Origin of the sequence: Sphingomonas sp. PP-F2F-G114-C0414, assembly GCF_003688595.1 — a bacterium.
Classification (GTDB): domain Bacteria; phylum Pseudomonadota; class Alphaproteobacteria; order Sphingomonadales; family Sphingomonadaceae; genus Sphingomonas.
On sequence record NZ_RCWT01000004.1, the window covers coordinates 1 to 16,235 of the forward strand.

A 16,235-nucleotide genomic window follows, 5' to 3' on the forward strand; every position below is an offset into this window, starting at 1 on the left:
CGCCCGCAACCGCGCCGCCTCCGACACGGTCATCCCGCCGTACTTCGCCTTCCAGTTGTAGAACGTCGCGTCACTGATCCCATGCTTCCGGCACAAGTCGGCGGTCTTCACGCCGGCCTCATGCTCGCGCAGCACGCCAATGATCTGATCCTCGGTAAATCGGCCTCGCCGCATCACTCGTCTCCATCTGACGAGCTAACTTACCAATGGCATGATTTCTGGGGAGCAGGTCAGCTTGAACCTAAGCAGGGCTGCATGCCGCCAAAAAACTTGCTTAAAATAAGCAAGTTTTCTTTGATCTGCGAGCAAAGTGCATGCAGCTGGATTGTCGCCAACAAAGGAGCGGCGACATGACGACCATGACTGCAAACCAATACGAACTAGGACCCGAGCAGCAGGTTGAAGCGAAGGTGTCCGCTGCATTTGCGAAGTTATCCCCCGTCCGTCGGCCACGGGAGCCTGAGGTTCTTGCCCACTGGCTAGGTCAGTTGGTGGGTTGGCCAGGGCACGAATTTTTCTCTACGGACCGGCGATTAGTTGACCAAGAAAAGTACGCCGCCGCGTTGATTCACGAAATCGCGCACATCGCCGAGGAACTCGTACGTGTCACCGGAAGGGGGGGCAGCGTAGGTGATCTGTGGGCCTTACTGTGTGATCGTGTATCCGAGGACGAGCTTGTTTCCAGCGAGGTATACCTCAAACAACTGGTCACGTTACTGCCGTGGCTCGCTGAGCCGCCCCGCTTCCAATTGGAGGGACAGCCTCGCAAGACAGGGCGGCCTGAACGCGACCTGTTCGCTATGGTGCCGATACGGGTCGTTTGCGCATACCTGATCTACGTTGAGGGGTATGCGCCGCCGGTGCGCGTCTCTAGCAAGACGGAGACAAACATTCTTAGCGAGACCGCGCCCGACGTTGGCATTGCAATCGCATCAAAGCAGCGCCCCCCGTTTCCCCGGCAACATGCTGCCTACCTTGCCCTGAACGTATTAGGCGCCCTTGGTATGAACACCGTTGCAGATATTGATAGTCTCATCCGGTACGCACTGGCGGAGCCTTGGACTACCGCCGACGATGAATTCAGCTGGTGGCACCTGCTTCCAAAGGTCGCGCGTCCAGTTGACTTAAATTAAATCTGTCAAGTTGTTCTCGGGGAGTAACGTATTTCGTTGCTCCCTAAAGGCTTGTGGACTCGCATCTTTTACGCACTAATAGCATCTTCCAGTCGCACTTACGCGACTGGAGAAAGAAAGTGAATACGGACGCGCTACTGAACCCGCCTGAGGGTTACTTAGTTTTGGAATGTTTGGTCGGCATCGGCAGTTTCCCGAACAACACTGAGGATATGCTTAAGGAGGCGGGCCTTGATACCCGTCAGCATTTTGGCGATCCGCCTGAAGCGGTGCTCAGTGCGGTTTACTTTAAGAAAGGCAGCTTGGACACGCTGCATCTTATTGCCGATCTCCGCTGCGATGCTGTGGCAGGGGGGGCGGTCACCCTTACCATCGACCCGGAAACGCGCCGTCGCTGTCTTGGCGAGGTTCCCCCGGAGTTTGATCCGATGATCCACGAAGCGCAGTCCCGCCCCTTCTAGGCATTCGGCCATTAAGACCGGCGGTTGCGCCGTAAAACGGCAAATACCGTCACTGGTCCCCCTTTGCTCTGAGGCGCATCGAAGCTCGATGTGCCTCAGTAGGAGACAGACATGAACACCATTATGGTCGGCAACTCGCCGTCAGCGCCCGACCGGATCCTCCCCAAGGCTGCCGTTGCGAGCTGGTTAGGGGTATCCGCTAGCACCGTTGACCGCTGGACCAAGGCCGGGGCTTTCCCGCCTCGCCTGCGGCTTGGCCCGGGCCGCGTCGGCTGGTCGCAGAGCACCGTGCAAGCCTGGCTGGATGCTCGGTAAGCCAGGACCAACTTCTGCCTGAGCACCGCGCCCGCCGCTTGCCGCCAGGCATAAACAACCACTGAAACCTCGCAGCGCCGCTGCGACCTACATCCGCGCGAAGAGGCTTCGCGTGGACAGGAAAGGTATTGCCCATGTTCGACGACGAAGTTGACGAAGACAACGAGCCAATCCGCTACGCAAGTGCTCCGGCGCGCGATCCCGCCGAACAGCTCCCGATCGCTGACCGGGTCGAAATTGGCACGCAGACTGGGAAGCACTTCAAGGGAGGCATCGTCCCGTTTCCGCCGCACCTTAACGACAGCAACTTGCTCGACGCGTTGACTGGCGACGACCGTAAGAAGGTCAACGGCTTCCTGTCGAAGGGCTACAAGCCAACGGTGTACGAGTACCGGGACACGAAGAACATGCTGCTGAAGTGCGTCGTCCGCTTTGACCATCCAACCGAGCGCAAGATACCGCTGCCGTTGCGTTACTGCGGGAAGGCCGAAGGCGATCGGGATGTTTTTTGGTTTACCGACGTGCCTGGCAGCAAGCCGCTGTACGGTTTGGATCTTCTCGTAGCGCGACCTGACGCACCAGTGCTGGTGGTTGAGGGCGAGAAGACCGCGGATGCCGCTCGCACCCTCTTGCCCGGTATGGTCGTGATAACCTGGTCCGGCGGTGCCAACGCGGTGCGGCGTGTGGACATGTCCATGCTCGCCTGCCGCAACATAACCGTCTGGCCCGACAACGATATCACGGGTCGCAACGCCGCCCGCCTGTTTGCAGCGCGCGCGCTCACAGATGCCGGCGCGGCACGCGCTGCCGTGGTGGACGTCCCGCCCGACTTTCCGGCCAAGTGGGACCTAGCCGACGACCCGCCGAAAGGGTTTACCTCTACGGCGGACTTGCAGCATTTGATCGACACCGCTCGCGTGGTTCCGGCCAACGACGCCGAAGCCTTGCTGCGTAATCCCGAGCGACAGGCCGCCACTCGCCGGCTTTTGGGGCATGAGGTCGGCTATAGCCGGGTTGACGTTACTGCGGCTAGCGATGCGCTTGCCATTCTCGATCCGGACATGGGAAGCGGCGAGTGGCGCCGCATCGCACGGTGCTGGTATCATGCTTTTGGCGCCGCCGGGCTGACCGCTTTCGACGAATGGTCGGCCACGGGCAAAAAGTACAAGGAGGGCGAACCGGCCGCGCTTTGGGTTTTTTACGCGAGGGATGAGGCCTTCAGCGGCCCGCCGCTGATCTGGCTTTTCCGCCGCGCTAATCGCGTCGCAGAGGAAGAGCAGCGCAACGAGACCGTAGACGCCAAGGCCATGGTCCGGGCTGAAATCGAAGCCATGAACGAAAGTCACGCTGTGGTGGTCCGCGGCGGCAAAACTGTAGTCATCCGGGAAGTCTTCGATCCGCGGTTCAATCGGTATCGCCCCGAGTACATCAGGCGAAGTGACTTCGTGGACAAGCACGTAAGGTCTGTGCAGCTGCCTGTAGAGGACGGCAAGCCAGGCAAGACCGTACCGCTGGGCCGGCTGTGGTTCGGTACGGCGCAGCGGCGGGAATACGACGGCGTAATCTTTCTTCCTGGCCGTAGTGTGGGTCGCGGCATGATAAACCTTTGGCGAGGCTTCGCGGTTGAGCCAAAAGACGAGCCGGAGGGCTGGTCGCGGCTAAAGGAACACTTGCTCCACAACGTAGCGCATGGAGACAGCGCGTCGTATAACTACATTCTCAACTGGCTCGCATTCGGCGTGCAGCGGCTCAGCGAACCCGTCGGAACCGCGTTGGTGCTGACCGGCGCGAAGGGCGCCGGGAAGAGCATCCTGTCCGTTGTGTACGGTTACTTGTTTGGCGAACACCACTTCTCCACTGCTCACGCAGATGATGTGCTCGGGAACTTTAACGCGCATCTCGAACATACGCTGACCCTTGGCCTTGAGGAAGCAATTGCACCCGAAAGCCGGAAGCAGGACAGCGTCTTCAAAGATATTATCAACAAAAAGACGCTGCGGCTTGAAGAAAAGTTCATGGGCATATGGATCGTGCCCAATCATCTTCGCATCATCCTCACCTCCAACAACGATCAGGTTGTGCGTGTTGATGGAAACGACCGGCGCTATGCCGTATTCAACGTTACACACCCGTCCATCGCAAACCCTGATGCCCGGCGCACTTACTTTGGCGCCCTAGTCGAGCAGCTGGAAACAGGGGGATACAGCGCTATGCTTGGCGAACTGCTGGGGCGCAATATCTCGGGGTGGAATCCCGAGGCGATTCCTAACACCCCGGCCTTGCGCAAGCAGAAGCTGTTGAATCTGGCGCAAGAACCGGTCCAGTCTTGGCTGCAAGAGCGGTTGGACGAGGGCATTTTTATCATTCCTGGCTATGGACCGTCTGCCGTTCCATATCGTTGGGACGACACAAAGACGACTGCCGTACCTCTCGCCGACGTGAAGAACGATTTTATCGAGTATTGCAATCGCAACCGCTATCGTGGCACCGAACGCCTGCTGATCACGAAGCTGCATACTTACATGCCACCGGGCTTTGAGTCCCGGGTTGAGCGTGTCGCGGAGATAAATGGCAAGGGAACGCGCCGCGTTTATGATTTTCCACCATTAGATGTCGCTCGCGCCTCTTTCACTGAGACAACTGGTATCGATTCCTGGTCTGAGCCGGGAGCGGGGTAACCGCGATACAGCTCCATTGAAGCGCATTGTTACGCAAGTTACGCTAGACGACGCCTGATAAGGTTTACTTATTTTTCGTTAAATCTCTTTTCTCATTAAATTATTTAGCTTCTTCTTGTGTAACGTGCGTAACATGACTTCGGTCAACGGCTGAGCTTTAGACGGTCACCGCAAGCGTGATCCAATAATTTTACCGATACTACCGTGTATTTGCGCCGAAGGTGGCATAGGGCGCGCCGCGTCAGGCCAACTTTTCGCGCCCCTTCTCAATCAGCCACTCGACTGCCGACATCGGCAGCGGCGTCCCGTACGTACACAGGTCCAATTCCGTGCCAGGGCCGTGGTAATTGATCCGCGCCAACGGCTCGCTGCTACCAGGCCGCCGCAATTCGATATAGCCGATGCCATGGGTGCCATCGGTTATGCGGTCGGCCTCATATGCGGTTTTGCCGAGGGTGAGGTGCTTCGTTTCGTTTGTCATAGCCGATGGTACGGCGCGCTTGCTCATGGGACCAGTGACACGGTCGGCAATACGCGGTTTATGAAGTGGGTATGCTCACCTTCGCCAACGCCCTAACTGCCGCCGGCATCGACCCCGCCGCCGTGCGCCTGCTGAGGCACCACAAGGTCTACCCCGGCGGCCGCACCCCCTACAGCCTATGGCGCGACCATCGCGAGCTGTTCGAGCAGTACCAGTCCACGCAAGACCCCGAGCGTCGCGCGTACTTCGCGGCCCCGTGCTGGGCGAGCTTTGTGGTCCCGCCCGCGGGGGACACGTTGTTCGTCGGATTGTACTCGGCGGCGCTTGCCGGCTTGGTGCCGCCCGACATGATCGACCCACTGACTGGGATGGCGCCGGGCACGGGCAAGGGGCGGCAATACGACCTGTACAACTGCCGCCGCTTGGACGCGATGGCCGAGTACGTGGGCCGCTTGTCGGTCGACTGGGGCCTGGGCACCCGCAGTTGGGTTCAGCGGGGGGACGGCGGCGCAAAGCAGATCGTCGCGCTGACCCGCCAACTTGAAGAAGAGCGGTTCCCTGGCTTTACGCGGTTCGTAACCAACCTATCCGCCCTAGAGGCCATGCCGAAGGGGTGGCAGGAGGCGCTACGTTCTGCGCGCGGCATCTACCTACTGGCGTGCCCGCGCACGCGTGAGCATTACGTGGGCCAGGCTGCGGGCGAGGATGGCTTCCTCGGCCGTTGGCGCGAGTACGTGGCAAGTGGGCACGGCGGTAACGTGGGGCTGCGACTGCGCGACCCAAGCGATTACCAGGTAAGTGTGCTGGAGGTAGTGGGCACCAACGACTTGCCACGCATTGGCGAAATAGAGGCGCTATGGAAGCGTAAGCTGCTTAGCCGCGACGTTGGCTTGAACCTCAACTAGCGAGAAGCCCATGGCCGTCGACATCACCTTGCGCTCGCACAGCGGAGCCCCGCTGAATGCACGCGTGGAAGCCGACGCACGTGGCATTGTCTTGCACAGCCGAAGCGGCACCGACCGCAACCGGGATTATCGCCAGGCCCTGGAACAGATCCTTTCGCGGCTAGATGGGGCGGGTATCGCGTACGAAGTGTACCTGGACAGCGCGCCGGTCCAAGACCAACCCTTGGCTCAGCGCAAGTTGACGTTCCCCCGCGGCGGCGAATTGACTGAGCGGTTTAACACCCTGGTGCGCGCCATGAACGCAGGCAGCTCCAGTAACGGCGCGTGGCGCCGCATATTGTTGGCAGCGCCTCCGCATACAGGGGCCGATCTTGCCGTTGTTTTAGAAACGCAGGACCATGCTGCCGATCGAGCCGACGGCAGGTTGCGGGCCGCGCAACTACGCAAGGTTACCGCTGCGCACGTGGACGTGGCGGTGAAGCGCTTGCTGGCAGGCGAGGACGCACCAAACTTCGCGCCGTCCCGCGACTTTGACCTTGTCGCACCGAACGGCGAGCTTCTACCGCCGAAGCAGGTCTTCGGATTGGCATTGCAGGAAGCTATTGGGTTGGACGCACGGCCCGAGCACTTTACCGCCGGTCTTGGCACTCCCTGCTTTCGAATCTTGGAAGCCGCAGGGTACCCGATCGTGCGTAAGGGCGAGGTGTTGCCCGGGAGCGGCATTCAGCCTGTAGACCCCGATTTAGCCGCAGCGGAGGGGCAGCCGAAGCTCGTGGCGCACCTGCGTAGGGAGCGTAAGCCCGCCCTGGCGGCGGCAAAGCGGCGCGCCATGACGGATCAGCTAGGATACCTGCAGTGCGAACGTTGCGGCATCGTGCCGAGCGAGACGCTGGGACCGCACGGCGACGCCGTGATTGAGGTGCATCACGCGGGCATTCAGGTGGCAGACATGGCGGCGGGGCACGTGACGCGGTTAGCAGACCTGATGTGCCTATGCGCTAACTGTCATCGGATTTTACATCGGGAATTAGCGGCATAACACGCGCGGTCGCCGTGATGACTGGCAGCCGTCACCCTGGCTCCGGTCGCCACTTCATTCGCTCACGTGCCGAAGCAATTGCTCGGATGCCCGTCGGGTAGCGACTTGCCACGCCACCGCTTCTAGCGGCTTAAGCCTATTACGCATAACTTATCCGCGCGCCCCGCAGTGATTTATGGTCCGCCGCCCACGCGCGGGCTTTTCTCAGTCCGCAATGAGCATAGCGTGACTTGTCGCTGCCTTTCGGTAGGGTAGTTTGCCGATGTGATCAGCTACTGAACTTCTTTGATAACGGACGAATTTGTGGAGCAGCCGGGCTTGGACGACGCTCAGAAAAAGAAGTGTAGCGAGATAGATATTTGCGATCTTTTCATCACGCCCGCGATCAAGCAGGCGGGATGGGACCCGATTCAGCAAATCCGACGCGAAGTAACGCTATCTCCGGGACCCGTGATCGTACGGGGTAATTTGTCCTCTCGTAATAAAAAGCATCGAAAGTTTGCCGACTACGTCCTGTTTTTGAAGCCTGGACTGCCGCTGGCCGTCGTTGAGGCCAAGGACAACAGGCATTCTATTAGCAGCGGGCTTCAACAGGCGTTGGGCTATGCCGAGATTCTAGACGTGCCGAGTGCATTTAGCTCCAACGGTGATGGATTTGCCGATCATGATCGCGCGGCCTCCGCTGAAGGAGCCACCGAAATAGAATACGGCATGGGAGATTTCCCTAACCCACAGACCTTGTGGGATCGCTACCGAAAGTTTCACCAAATTACGGCGGACGAGCAAAACCTCGTCCAACAATCCTACCACATCGATCCTTCGGGGAAGGAACCGCGATATTATCAAGTGGATGCCATCAATCGGACGGTAGAGGCCGTCGCGAAGGGCCAGAAGCGGGTGCTACTGGTGATGGCAACGGGCACCGGTAAGACCTACACGACGTTCCAGATTATCTGGCGCCTGTGGAAGGCCGGAACGGTCAAGCGTATTCTGTTCCTCGCAGATCGTAACATTCTGGTCGATCAGACACTCGTCAACGATTTCAAGCCTTTCGGCGCGGCAATGACGAAGATCAAGAATCGCAAAATTGATCCGGCCTACGAAATACATCTCGGTCTCTATCAAGCGATCACCGGCACCGAGGAATCAGAAAAGATCTACAAATCTGTATCGAGGGACTTCTTCGATCTGATCGTTATCGACGAATGCCATCGAGGTAGCGCTGCAGAGGACGCCGCCTGGCGCGAAATCCTCAATTATTTCGACGGCGCGGTCCAAGTCGGAATGACGGCCACGCCGAAGGAGACGAAGTACGCTTCCAACATCACATACTTTGGAAGCCCGGTTTACACATACACCCTGAAGCAAGGGATCGAGGACGGCTTCCTAGCGCCTTACAAGGTTATCCGGATTGATATTGACCGCGACGTGGACGGTTGGACGCCGCCGCCTGGGACGGTCGATGATCTTGGCGGGCTGATTGAAGACCGCGAATACAACCAGAAGGACATGGACCGCACACTGGTACTGAATCAGCGAACGAAACTGGTCGCCGAGCGGGTGATGAAACTCCTACGTGCGACCGACCCAATGTCGAAAACGATCATCTTCTGTGAAGATATCGATCATGCCGAGCGAATGCGAAGAGCCATCGTAAACGCGGCGGGCAAGCTGGCCAAGGAAAATAGCAAATATGTCATGCGGATCACCGGTGACAGTGCTGAAGGTAAGGCGGAGCTGGACAAATTTATCGACCCAGAGGAGCCGTACCCGGTCATCGCCACCACATCTCAGCTACTGACCACTGGCGTCGATGCCAAGACGTGCAAGCTGATCGTCATTGACCGCACGATCAATTCGATGACAATGTTTAAACAGATCATCGGGCGTGGCACCCGGATTGACGAGGAGAACAACAAGTTCTTCTTTACCATTATGGATTTTAAGCGCGCGACTGTGCTTTTCCGTGACGACGACTTCGATGGCCCGCCGATTGTCATCTACAACCCTGGCGAGGGTGATGATCCCGTCCCACCGGACCCTCAAGACGATCCGGATGGCGATGGCACGCCGGATGACGACGACGATGACGGCACCACCAGTGGTACACGGAAAAAGTTCGTAGTCAGCGGCGTGACTGCCCGCGTGATTAACGAACAAATCGAATATGTCGGCAGCGACGGTAAGCTGGTGACCGAGTCCTACCGCGAATACGCCCGTAAACAGATTGCAGCGGAATATCGCTCGCTTGATGAATTCATCCGGCACTGGAACGCCAGAGAGCGCAAACACGCGATCATCGCCGAGTTGGAACAGCGCGGTGTCATCCTGGAGAACCTCGCCGAAACGGTCGGCAAGGACTTTGGTGATTTCGATCTGCTGATCCACATCGCCTTCGGTGCGCCGCCTCTGACCCGGCGTGAGCGAGCGGAAAAAGTCAAGAAGCGCAATTACTTTGCTAAATATGGTGACAAGGCACGCGCCGTCCTGGAGGCGCTACTGGAAAAATATGCCGATGACGGTGTCGAGACGATCGAGGACACTAAGGTCCTGCGCCTCAAGCCATTCGCGCAGCTCGGGACCCCGATAGAGATCATCAAGGGTGCCTTTGGCGGCAAGGATGCCTATGACGCGGCGCTTCGAGAACTCGAAGACCAAATTTACGAGCAGGCAGCGAACGAATGAGTAACGTCTCCGGCGTCATAAAATCCATCCAGGACATCATGCGCAAGGATGTCGGTGTAGATGGCGACGCGCAGCGGATCAGCCAGCTGGTCTGGCTGTTTTTCCTCAAGATCCTCGACGACCGCGAGGCGGAGCTTGAGCTCATCGACGACGATTTCGTGTCTCCGCTGCCCGAGCATCTGCGCTGGCGGAACTGGGCTGCGGACAAGGAAGGCGATACCGGGGAAAAGCTACTCGATTTCGTCAACCTACAGCTTTTCGCCAAGTTGAAGGGTGATTTGCCCGCGCAAGGCGACGTGGCGAAGCGCGCGCAGGTAATACGCGACGTGTTCGAAGATACCTACAACTACATGAAATCGGGCACCCTGCTGCGGCAGGTGATCAACAAGATAAACGAGGTCGACTTCAACAACAGTGATGATCGTCATACCTTCGGCGCAATCTATGAGCAGGTGCTTAAGGATCTGCAAAGTGCGGGCAATGCAGGCGAGTTCTACACACCCCGAGCCGTTACCCAGTTCATCATCAACCGGCTGAACCCGCAATTGGGTGAAACCGTCTTAGATCCCGCCTGCGGAACTGGCGGCTTCCTTACCTGCGCCATCGATCACAAGCGAAAAAGCGTTACTTCAACAGCAGAGGAGGAAGTTCTGCGCGGCTCGATCCGGGGCGTGGAGAAAAAGTCGCTGCCGCACATGCTGTGCATCACCAACATGATCCTGCACGGCATCGATACGCCCAGCGACATCCGCCACGGCAACACGCTGACTAAGGCCTATCGGGATTACACGGATAAGGATCGCGTCGCTGTCATAGCCACCAATCCGCCCTTCGGCGGGATGGAAGAGGACGGGATCGAAAACAATTTCCCCAGCCACTTGCGGACCCGCGAAACGGCCGACCTGTTCATGGCGCTGATAATCCGGCTGCTCAAGACCAATGGCCGCGCGGCGGTGGTGCTGCCGGATGGTTTCCTGTTTGGCGAGGGGGTGAAGTCGACTCTCAAGCAAATCCTGATCGAGGAGTGCAACCTCCACACGATCGTCCGCCTGCCCAACGGCGTGTTCGCCCCCACACCAGCATAAAGACCAACATCCTGTTCTTCACCAAGGGGACGCCAACCAAGAATGTCTGGTTCTACGAACACCCCTACCCGGATGGGGTAACTAGCTACAACAAGACCAAACCGATGCAGCTTAACGAGTTTGCGGTGGAGCAGGCGTGGTGGGGAGATGAGACTGACGGCTTCCGCGACCGCAAAGAGACGGAGCAAGCTTGGAAGATCAGCGCGGCCGAAGTCGCTGCGCGCGGGTATAACTTAGATTGCAAGAACCCGCATCAGGTAGAAGCGATTAGCCATGATCCCGATGAACTGCTCGCCGCCTATGCTGCGCAGCAGTCCGACCTTCAGTCTATCCGCGACCAGTTGAAGGGCATCCTTGCAGACGCGCTCGGGGGCACGCGGGCGTGAGCGACATTGCCGCACTGGTGGCCAACACTATCGATATCTGGACTAGCGCGACCCAGCGCAAATCCAGCGCAGGGCGCGGCGTCGGCAAGCGGTTCAGCCACTACGGCGTTGAGCGACTCCGCGCGCTGATCCTCGATCTGGCAGTGCGCGGCAAGTTGCTGCCGCAGAATCCGGAAGATGAACCGGCGACTGCGCTACTTATTAAGATGGCGGCGGAACGACAGGGACGGATCAAGGCTCGAGAAATCAAAGCTACCAAGGGTCCAACTACGCCGAGTAGCAAGCCGTTTGTTTTACCCTCCGGTTGGACATGGCTGCCACTTTGGCAGACTGGCAACATCTTTACTGGCAATAGCATAGATTCATCCCTCAGGTCGGAATTGGCGGCAAATAGCGAAGGCCGACCTTTCGTGGCTACGAAGGACGTTGGCTACGGACTTGATCCGATTGACTATGACAACGGGCTAACCGTCGCGCTAGATGACAAGAGGTTCAACGTTGCGAGACCAAATTCCGTGTTCATTTGCGCCGAAGGCGGGAGTGCGGGCCGAAAGATAGCCGTAAGCGATCGCGAAATCGCCTTTGGAAACAAACTGATAGTCAACGAGCCGTGGTCACAGATTGCCCCCCGCTATATTCTTTACACCTATCTTTCCGAGTTTTTCTTCAAATGCTTTTCGGACGATATGACGGGAATTATCGGCGGTATTTCCCGAGCGAAGTTCTTAGCTTTGCCATTTCCACTTCCCCCCCTCCCCGAGCAGAGACGGATTGTGGCGAAGGTAGATGAGTTGATGGCGCTGTGCGATGCGCTGGAACGGAAAAGCGCGGGCGCGATGGCCGCGCATCAGGCACTAGTGGACGAACTGCTCGCCACGCTCGTGAACAGCGCAGACGCCGCAGATCTCACGCTCCAATGGGCGAGGCTGGAACGCCATTTCGACGCCCTCTTCATTACCGATGCTAGCATCGACGCACTCAAGCAAACCATCCTCGACCTTGCGGTACGCGGCAAGCTGGTGGAACAGAACGCGAGAGATGAGGCAGCTTCAGAGCTATTGAAACGGACTGCGAAGGAGAAAGCTAACTTAATTCGGCAGGGACTTGCCAAGCGCAATAAGCTATTGCCTGGCGTGGACCATTCTATGTTGCCATTTTCCTTGCCAAGTGGATGGGCCTGGGCCCGCTTCCCAGAACTCGGCATCTTTGAACGTGGTAAATCGAAGCACCGGCCAAGGAATGACCCAAAGCTGTTCTCGCCGGGCATTTACCCCCTTATTCAGACCGGCGAAGTTGCTCGGGCAACTGGCTTAATCAACGAAGTGCATTCCCATTATAGTGACCTGGGATTGGCGCAAAGCAAACTTTGGAAAGAGGGCACGCTTTGCATCACGATCGCCGCGAACATCGCGGATGCCGCTATCATGGGCTTCGACGCCTGCTTCCCGGATAGCGTTGTCGGCTTCGTTCCTGCTAGGCCAATCACCGACCCCCGGTACTTTCTCTATTTTATAAGAACTGCGAAAGCCGATCTGTTAAGATTCGCACCGTCAACGGCACAGAAGAATATCAACCTCGGCATTCTAGAAACGCTGCTGGTTCCCCTACCACCCCTTCCGGAGATGGCCCGCATTGTAGCCAAAGTTGACGCCCTGATGGCGCTGTGCGACGCGCTTAAGGCCCGAATCGCCGACGTCGGCGGAATCCAGCGCTACCTCGCCGACGCCATTACCGAACGGGCTGCCGCCTAATGCGCCTTCGTTCGGTTTGGATCGGCCAGTACAAAAACCTCCGCGATTTCTCGATCGGCTTCGATGGCGATGGCTTCATCGACATCTTCGTCGGCAAGAATGGGTCGGGCAAATCCAACTTTCTCGAAGCCTTAATTGAGGTCTTCGACCATATCTTCGATTTCGATCCCGATGCCGCCGGCCCAGGTTTCGATTACGCAATTAGCTTCGAAATTGGCGGAGTTGAGACTCGGATCGAATGGCGCGATGGCCTTCTGAATATCAACGATGATGCCGGGCGACGGACCTTTGGCGCAACTCCGTTGCCAGACAATGTGCTGGTCTATTATTCAGGTCAGAACGACAACGTGACCGCGCTGGTGGCGCGGTATGAGGGCCGCTATCGCCGCAACCTTCGCCGGGCGGGCGCAACGATGCTCCCGCGCTTCGTCGGCATTGGCCCGGCCTGCAAGCAGCTGCTGATCGTCGTGTTGATGCTGTTGCCAGAAGCTAGTCTGGCGCGTGGGTATCTTTGTCAGAAACTGGGCATCCTCAGCAACAGCCGCATGGTCCGGATCGTGCTAAAACGTCCTGCATTTGCAGGCACGGGTGATTTTGACCCCTTCGAGGATAGGCAACTTTTCTGGGGAGCGACCGGCGTCGTCCGTTCCTTTCTTGATCAGCTTGTCGCGTGCATGGCAGACGCATTCACACCCGGCACCCTCTATGACAGGGAGAAGGATCACTACGTTCTGGAATGCAACCTTGACGAATTCCGCGAGGCTTATGGTGACCTGACTTCGGAAACAATCTTTCGATCATTCGATGCTTTACGCGTCGTCGGGATGCTGGAAGACATCGGAATTCGGATCGTGCTGGACGGTCTGGAAGTTTCACAACTGAACCGCTTCAGTGATGGCCAGTTTCAATCCGTCTATGTCTTCGCCGTGTCCGAGTTGTTCAAGCACAGGAATTGTCTAATCCTGCTGGATGAGCCAGACGCATTCCTGCATCCCGAGTGGCAGTTCGATTTTCTTGATCAGGTTAGCGCCATATCGGCGGAGGCAGCAAAGACCAATCATATCCTGCTCAGCAGTCACAGCGCATCGACTGTAGCCGCGCAGTGCGACAGTCGCATCCGCCTTTTTTCATCCGGCGCGGCGGGCGTGACCGCTGAGCAAATGGAAAAATCTACAATTGTCCGCTCGCTTTCAGCGGGGTTGATTACATTCTCCGAAACGGAAGCAACCCTTAATATCGAGCAAATTCTCGCCAACACATCGCAATCTGTCATGTTCACCGAAGGCGTGACAGATGCAGAGATAGTTAAGACCGCTTGGCGGAAGCTTAATCCTGGAGTAAAGCCTCCCTTTGATATTGCGCAGTGTTTTGACTGTGGGCACCTCCGCAAGCAGATGGGTCGACAGGAATTATATCAAGGTAATCCAGGGCGTACGTTTTTCGCGCTGTTCGATTTTGACAACGCGTACGGCGACTGGGCGGCGGTTGGCGGCGTCAAGCAATCGTTGATCCTCAACGGCGGCCTAGAAGAAAACGACGTATCAAAAGGCTTGGCGTGCAAGCGCAACAACCAGCCCGGCTACGCGATGATGCTACCCATCCCCATGGAGCTGACCGTCAGCAATCAGGTGTGGAACGCCAATACGGGACGAACCTACGGCGACCGATCAAGCTTCACCATTGAGCTTCTATTTCATGACGTCCCTGGCCTGGAGCATCATTTCGCCGTCGACACCGAGCATCCCGCTGCATGGCGGCGCTTTATCGGGGGCAAAGTAGATTTTGCGCAGAATGTCGTGCCTGAAATCGATGCAGTCCATTTCGAACCCTTCAGGCCGATTTTTGAGTTTATGTTAAACAGAATTGACGCAGTATAATGCTGTACTCCGTTCGTAGGTAACTAGTATACTACTAGTCGCGTGAGGTTTAATTCCTGCATCATTCGATAAGCTCCTGAAGCGGAAGATACTGCTCAAAAGATTCGTGAGCCCTTAGTTATAGGTTTGCTAGTATTTCCTCAAGGGAATCGTCCATCGTTGATCGATGTCAAACCATGGGTCGACTTCAAAGCTGCGACAGTACGCGCGCGTAACTACCGTTCGTCTGCCAATGGCCGTCACCAACGCTCTTGTGCAGGCAAAAAATGCCGGACCCAGTTCCCCAAGCGGACCTTTGCGCTTCCGTGCGCACGATAGGCGTGGACATTTCGCGCTCCCTGTCTTGAAATTTAGCGTGAGCCCGAACATTAAGGCCACGATAAGATTTCGAGCGGTGTGACAGGCGATTTTAAGCCTGCCGACTTTTCCCTCGGCCGATGCCAGCGGTGCTGGCCAGCCAAGCCCACCTGGGCAGAGGGAAAATTATGTCCGAAGAGATTTACGAATATGAAAGCGCCGCGGACCGGATCAAAGCGTCTTTGTGGTGGCCAGAGGCGGGAACAGTCCGCCGCTTAGAACGCGCAAGCCGTATGCGGGACATGATCCTCACGCTGATGCACTGTTACTGCATACCCCCACTGATCGCAGGGTGGCTGACATATGATTTTGGATTTTTTCAAGCAAGCGTGTTGATGCCTCAGGTCGGGTCGGACGACTTCATGCAGTTGAAGGTCTGGGACGACGAAGCCAAGCTGGTACTAGATTTTCGCTGGAATGAAGCGAGCGAAGTTAGAGTGGTACGGTTTTTACCGGACTGGTGGGAAGGTGAGTATGAAGATATCAACTTCTGGAATGAAAAAACTCGCTGGAGGTTCCCCGACCACAGAGCAACCGCCGCAATAAACAAACTTTGTGAGCCGGGCGATCCCATCGCTGATTTGCCATACCTTCGTAAGAGGATGGCAAATCTACGAACAAGGGCAATTAAGTATGCAGATTGCCGGATGCGGGGCTGTTACGCACGCGGCGACCGGGTGAGCGGAGATAAGTGGGCTATTGCTATTTCGGCCATATCTGCGACGGGGTCGCCGCTGAGGTCTGACGTTCTTAACTAGGTAGACATCTGAACTGAACTTGTCAGGCCGAGCCGCGTGACCTGTTGTCGGTACCAAACTTTGCCAGTTGGGGAAGGTATCTGCCGCGCGTTAAGGGCCCGGGCGATACTTGCTGCGGTTTGGCCTTCATCGGAATCGAACGAGGCAATTGTAGCATGTAGGGTCCGGGCCAGCGCTAGGCGTTTCGTGTGCCGCTTGCGAGCACCTGCGGTTGCCGCCTCACGGCAACTGACGTGACCCCCGCCTTTCATCCAACTGCAACCAGAGACCGACCGTTGTTGTCGCGCAGGAGCGCGGGTGAAGCAACGGTCGGGTTTAAACCCG

General features: G+C 57.4%; 15 protein-coding genes. 12 read left to right on the forward strand and 3 right to left on the reverse strand.

Translation table 11 applies throughout. The features are described 5' to 3' along the window. Positions 1 to 174, reverse strand: a 174-nt coding sequence (locus C8J47_RS00570) for a transposase (RefSeq protein WP_147454248.1), incomplete at its 3' end; no start/stop codon positions are given. Between the two features lie 176 nt (positions 175 to 350). On the opposite strand from C8J47_RS00570, the gene C8J47_RS00575 reads away from it, so the two are divergent. The 4 genes from C8J47_RS00575 (at position 351) to C8J47_RS00590 (ending at position 4,587) form a co-directional block, all read left to right on the forward strand. Then, positions 351 to 1,133, forward strand: coding sequence for a hypothetical protein (locus C8J47_RS00575; protein WP_121884027.1), 783 nt, complete (start codon positions 351 to 353; stop codon positions 1,131 to 1,133). A 119-nt stretch (positions 1,134 to 1,252) separates the two neighbouring features. After that, positions 1,253 to 1,594: a hypothetical protein gene (locus tag C8J47_RS18790; RefSeq protein ID WP_147454249.1), complete on the forward strand. Its 342-nt coding sequence runs from the start codon at positions 1,253 to 1,255 to the stop codon at positions 1,592 to 1,594. A 111-nt stretch (positions 1,595 to 1,705) separates the two neighbouring features. After that, a complete protein-coding gene (locus C8J47_RS00585; protein WP_121884029.1) occupies positions 1,706 to 1,909 on the forward strand; it encodes an AlpA family transcriptional regulator in 204 nt (67 codons plus the stop codon). A 134-nt stretch (positions 1,910 to 2,043) separates the two neighbouring features. Beyond that, a complete protein-coding gene (locus tag C8J47_RS00590; protein WP_121884030.1) occupies positions 2,044 to 4,587 on the forward strand; it encodes a DUF5906 domain-containing protein in 2,544 nt (847 codons plus the stop codon). Positions 4,588 to 4,828: 241 nt separating this feature from the next. On the opposite strand, the gene C8J47_RS00595 is transcribed toward C8J47_RS00590, so the two are convergent. Then, on the reverse strand, positions 4,829 to 5,095 hold the full coding sequence (locus C8J47_RS00595; RefSeq protein WP_147454250.1) for a hypothetical protein: 267 nt from the start codon (positions 5,093 to 5,095) through the stop codon (positions 4,829 to 4,831). 44 nt (positions 5,096 to 5,139) lie between these two features. On the opposite strand from C8J47_RS00595, the gene C8J47_RS00600 reads away from it, so the two are divergent. From C8J47_RS00600 to C8J47_RS00630, 8 genes are all read left to right on the forward strand, one after another. Then, positions 5,140 to 5,973, forward strand: coding sequence for a GIY-YIG nuclease family protein (locus C8J47_RS00600; protein ID WP_121884032.1), 834 nt, complete (start codon positions 5,140 to 5,142; stop codon positions 5,971 to 5,973). Positions 5,974 to 5,983: 10 nt separating this feature from the next. Then, the gene (locus C8J47_RS00605; protein WP_121884033.1) at positions 5,984 to 7,012 is read left to right on the forward strand and encodes a hypothetical protein; all 1,029 of its coding nucleotides are present in this window, start codon (positions 5,984 to 5,986) and stop codon (positions 7,010 to 7,012) included. A gap of 318 nt (positions 7,013 to 7,330) precedes the next feature. Next, positions 7,331 to 9,697: an EcoAI/FtnUII family type I restriction enzme subunit R gene (hsdR, locus tag C8J47_RS00610; RefSeq protein WP_121884038.1), complete on the forward strand. Its 2,367-nt coding sequence runs from the start codon at positions 7,331 to 7,333 to the stop codon at positions 9,695 to 9,697. Beyond that, positions 9,694 to 10,782: a class I SAM-dependent DNA methyltransferase gene (locus C8J47_RS00615; RefSeq protein WP_259467276.1), complete on the forward strand. Its 1,089-nt coding sequence runs from the start codon at positions 9,694 to 9,696 to the stop codon at positions 10,780 to 10,782. Before hsdR ends, C8J47_RS00615 begins: the two co-directional genes overlap by 4 nt. After that, a complete protein-coding gene (locus C8J47_RS19420; protein ID WP_259467277.1) occupies positions 10,722 to 11,168 on the forward strand; it encodes an SAM-dependent methyltransferase in 447 nt (148 codons plus the stop codon). The genes C8J47_RS00615 and C8J47_RS19420 overlap by 61 nt, the downstream gene beginning before the upstream one ends. Next, positions 11,165 to 12,919 (forward strand): restriction endonuclease subunit S, encoded by a 1,755-nt coding sequence (locus C8J47_RS00620; RefSeq protein WP_121884034.1) that lies wholly within the window; start codon positions 11,165 to 11,167, stop codon positions 12,917 to 12,919. Before C8J47_RS19420 ends, C8J47_RS00620 begins: the two co-directional genes overlap by 4 nt. Continuing rightward, positions 12,919 to 14,796, forward strand: coding sequence for an AAA family ATPase (locus C8J47_RS00625; RefSeq protein ID WP_121884035.1), 1,878 nt, complete (start codon positions 12,919 to 12,921; stop codon positions 14,794 to 14,796). Before C8J47_RS00620 ends, C8J47_RS00625 begins: the two co-directional genes overlap by 1 nt. 485 nt (positions 14,797 to 15,281) lie before the next feature. Next, on the forward strand, positions 15,282 to 15,911 hold the full coding sequence (locus C8J47_RS00630; RefSeq protein ID WP_147454251.1) for a hypothetical protein: 630 nt from the start codon (positions 15,282 to 15,284) through the stop codon (positions 15,909 to 15,911). On the opposite strand, the gene C8J47_RS19760 is transcribed toward C8J47_RS00630, so the two are convergent. Next, complete coding sequence (locus tag C8J47_RS19760) at positions 15,908 to 16,162, reverse strand: recombinase family protein (protein ID WP_121884037.1); 255 nt, start codon at positions 16,160 to 16,162, stop codon at positions 15,908 to 15,910. The two genes, C8J47_RS00630 and C8J47_RS19760, sit on opposite strands and share 4 nt — an antisense overlap. Positions 16,163 to 16,235 lie beyond the last annotated feature (73 nt).

Coding starts and splice junctions, on each gene's coding strand:
- C8J47_RS00575 (WP_121884027.1), top strand. CDS start 351: ATGACGACCATGACTGCAAACCAATACGAACTAGGACCCGAGCAGCAG.
- C8J47_RS00585 (WP_121884029.1), top strand. CDS start 1,706: ATGAACACCATTATGGTCGGCAACTCGCCGTCAGCGCCCGACCGGATC.
- C8J47_RS00590 (WP_121884030.1), top strand. CDS start 2,044: ATGTTCGACGACGAAGTTGACGAAGACAACGAGCCAATCCGCTACGCA.
- C8J47_RS00595 (WP_147454250.1), bottom strand. CDS start 5,095: ATGAGCAAGCGCGCCGTACCATCGGCTATGACAAACGAAACGAAGCAC.
- C8J47_RS00600 (WP_121884032.1), top strand. CDS start 5,140: ATGCTCACCTTCGCCAACGCCCTAACTGCCGCCGGCATCGACCCCGCC.
- C8J47_RS00605 (WP_121884033.1), top strand. CDS start 5,984: ATGGCCGTCGACATCACCTTGCGCTCGCACAGCGGAGCCCCGCTGAAT.
- C8J47_RS00615 (WP_259467276.1), top strand. CDS start 9,694: ATGAGTAACGTCTCCGGCGTCATAAAATCCATCCAGGACATCATGCGC.
- C8J47_RS00625 (WP_121884035.1), top strand. CDS start 12,919: ATGCGCCTTCGTTCGGTTTGGATCGGCCAGTACAAAAACCTCCGCGAT.
- C8J47_RS00630 (WP_147454251.1), top strand. CDS start 15,282: ATGTCCGAAGAGATTTACGAATATGAAAGCGCCGCGGACCGGATCAAA.
- C8J47_RS19760 (WP_121884037.1), bottom strand. CDS start 16,162: ATGAAAGGCGGGGGTCACGTCAGTTGCCGTGAGGCGGCAACCGCAGGT.